This window comes from Bradyrhizobium sp. MOS001, assembly GCF_004634465.1.
In the GTDB taxonomy this organism is placed as follows: domain Bacteria; phylum Pseudomonadota; class Alphaproteobacteria; order Rhizobiales; family Xanthobacteraceae; genus Bradyrhizobium; species Bradyrhizobium barranii.
Genome location: NZ_SPVJ01000150.1, coordinates 1 through 1,692, shown reverse-complemented (window position 1 = coordinate 1,692; position 1,692 = coordinate 1). Strand labels below are relative to the sequence as shown.

The following is a 1,692-nucleotide window of genomic DNA, read 5'->3' as shown; positions in this document are numbered from 1 at the left end:
AATGAGAACGCACGCGCGCTGATATCCATGATGGCCCGGAGCAAATGCTCCAATCAAAGGCCGGATACATTGATGCAAGACCACTCACCACCTGATCGACGAACCTCTTGCTACGCACGGCCGGACCATACATTCGGGTCAATCGCGTCGGTTTGGTTCTCCCGTGACGACTTCCGGTCAGCCCCAGTCAGCGGACATCTTTAGTACCCCTCGCCAGGTCTCAAACGGGCCAGAAGCGGACCTCCCACTCCGGCTCCCGCAAAAAAGTTGAATATCCGGTCTCTCTTTTCGCCGTCTCAGGGCATTGACGATACGCCCATCGTCGGGGCTCGATCGGCGTCGAGCGAGCGGAGGAGACGAGATTGGACCTTTGTCGCGAGGCTCCAACCCAGCCGGTTACCCGACCAAGCTGCTCGCAGCTACCGGACCAATCGACAACTTTCCGGGTAGAATCCTCCTCTACTGATGTTCGCGCCTTCGGGGCGCACGGCCAAGAGCCGACATAGATCGGGAGAACGCGAGAAAGGACGTCGAATCCACCCGTGGCCGGATCAACGACTTATTTCAGGCCCTATGAGCTACTTCACATTCCAATGTCGGAAATGGCGTACGCTCGTTAATGGTTAACCGGACTAGCAGCTCTACCTTGGCTGGTTAGCGTTAGCCTCGACTAGATCATTCATGGAGGAACACATGAAGAGAATTACAGTACGTGTCCACGAGCACCTCAACCTGGAACAAAGTCAGAAAGTCTTGGCGTCGGTGCTGGGAAGGGCCGGGCATCCCACGTGCTACTCGGGTATCAACATCAGTTTTGAGAATGCCGTAAATCCGGCTGACACCATCATGATTGTGGAGAAGGGCAGCCAAAAAGTTATTGAGGTTGGCTAGGGCCATAGATCCCTCCCATGACATTTGAACCACCCCGGCTCGGCCCAGGCGCGATCTATTTGCGTTCGCTTGATGGCTTGTTCCGGTCACACGCCGATCTGATCAAGGTAGCGGAGATCGAGCCACAGAGTCTGTGGACGAAAGGTACTGCGCCCGGCTCGCTGCCGCAAGGCAGCCCGGGAGAGCTGCGCCATCTTCAAGCGCTGCCGCAAACCATTTTGACGCACGGAGTCGGTTGCCCGATCGGCGGAACGATCTGTGATCAAGCACGCCAAGTGCCGCAGTTTCGCGCTTGGACCGAAGCGCTGAATGCTCCGTGGACAAGCGAACATCTCAGCATTTTTCATGTGCGTGGCCCAAGCGGAGAACAGCCCTGCGGCTTCCTCATGCCTCCGCTGCAGACTGAGGCGGGAGTGAGCCTTGCCGCCAGGAACATCACGCGCCGCGCGGCCGCATTGGGAAAGCCGTTTGCATTTGAGACCGGCGTCAATTACTTCGCTCCGCGATCGTGCGAGATGCCGGACGGGGAGTTCTTCAGGGCAGTGGCCGAAGCTGCGGACTGCGGGATCCTGCTCGACCTGACCAACCTATGGGCGAACCATAAGAACGGTCGTGCTGAGATACACGACGTGCTGGTGCGCTTGCCTTTTGAACGCGTGTGGGAGGTGCATCTCGCGGGCTTGGAGTTTGCACACGGCCACTGGTCTTGGGTGTGTGCAAACGGATAGGTCGGCACGCGGCCGTGGTCGCCAATCGTTGCAGGCGGCCGATGTCTCGCGTCGGAGCGTCCAATGACTGGCC

2 protein-coding genes are annotated in these 1,692 nt (G+C 58.4%); both read left to right on the top strand.

The window, feature by feature from the left end; translation table 11 throughout:
* The first annotated feature begins 693 nt into the window (after positions 1-693).
* Positions 694-891, top strand: a complete 198-nt coding sequence (locus CT676_RS43540; RefSeq protein ID WP_135217343.1) for a hypothetical protein — start codon at positions 694-696, stop codon at positions 889-891.
* A 17-nt stretch (positions 892-908) separates the two neighbouring features.
* Positions 909-1,619, top strand: coding sequence for a DUF692 family multinuclear iron-containing protein (locus tag CT676_RS43535; RefSeq protein WP_135217342.1), 711 nt, complete (start codon positions 909-911; stop codon positions 1,617-1,619).
* Positions 1,620-1,692 lie beyond the last annotated feature (73 nt).